A 950-nucleotide genomic window follows, 5' to 3' on the forward strand; every position below is an offset into this window, starting at 1 on the left:
CAGCCCTTAAGCTGTTTTGTAATTAGTGGAAGGCTCTGGAAAGTGCCACGATACAGGGTGATAGTCCCGTACACAAAAATTTATAAGCAGTGAAATCGAGTAGGTCGGAGCACGTGAAACTTTGACTGAATATAGGTGGACCATCATCTAAGGCTAAATACTCCCAACTGACCGATAGTGAACCAGTACCGTGAGGGAAAGGCGAAAAGAACCCCTGTGAGGGGAGTGAAATAGAACCTGAAACCGTATACGTACAAGCAGTAGGAGCCTACTTGTTAGGTGACTGCGTACCTTTTGTATAATGGGTCAGCGACTTATATTCTGTAGCGAGGTTAACCGATTAGGGTAGCCGTAGCGAAAGCGAGTCTTAACTGGGCGCTTAGTTGCAGGGTATAGACCCGAAACCCGGTGATCTAGCCATGGGCAGGTTGAAGGTTGAGTAACATCAACTGGAGGACCGAACCCACTAACGTTGAAAAGTTAGGGGATGACCTGTGGCTAGGAGTGAAAGGCTAATCAAACCGGGAGATAGCTGGTTCTCCCCGAAATCTATTTAGGTAGAGCCTCGGACGAATACTTACGGGGGTAGAGCACTGTTAAGGCTAGGGGGTCATCCCGACTTACCAACCCTTTGCAAACTCCGAATACCGTAAAGTACTATCCGGGAGACACACGGTGGGTGCTAACGTCCATCGTGAAGAGGGAAACAACCCAGACCGCCAGCTAAGGTCCCAAAGTATATGTTAAGTGGGAAACGATGTGGGAAGGCTAAAACAGCTAGGAGGTTGGCTTAGAAGCAGCCACCCTTTAAAGAAAGCGTAATAGCTCACTAGTCGAGTCGGCCTGCGCGGAAGATGTAACGGGGCTAAACATATCACCGAAGCTGCGGATTTGTCTTAGGACAAGTGGTAGGGGAGCGTTCTGTAAGCGGTTGAAGGTGTACCGGGAGG

At 49.2% G+C, this 950-nt stretch carries 1 rRNA gene; it reads left to right on the plus strand.

Going from position 1 to position 950, the window contains the following annotated elements:
* Positions 1–950: ribosomal RNA gene (locus PAUR_RS00020) — 23S ribosomal RNA — on the plus strand; the annotation flags it as partial.

The organism is Pseudoalteromonas aurantia 208 (assembly GCF_014858725.1).
GTDB lineage: Bacteria > Pseudomonadota > Gammaproteobacteria > Enterobacterales > Alteromonadaceae > Pseudoalteromonas > Pseudoalteromonas aurantia.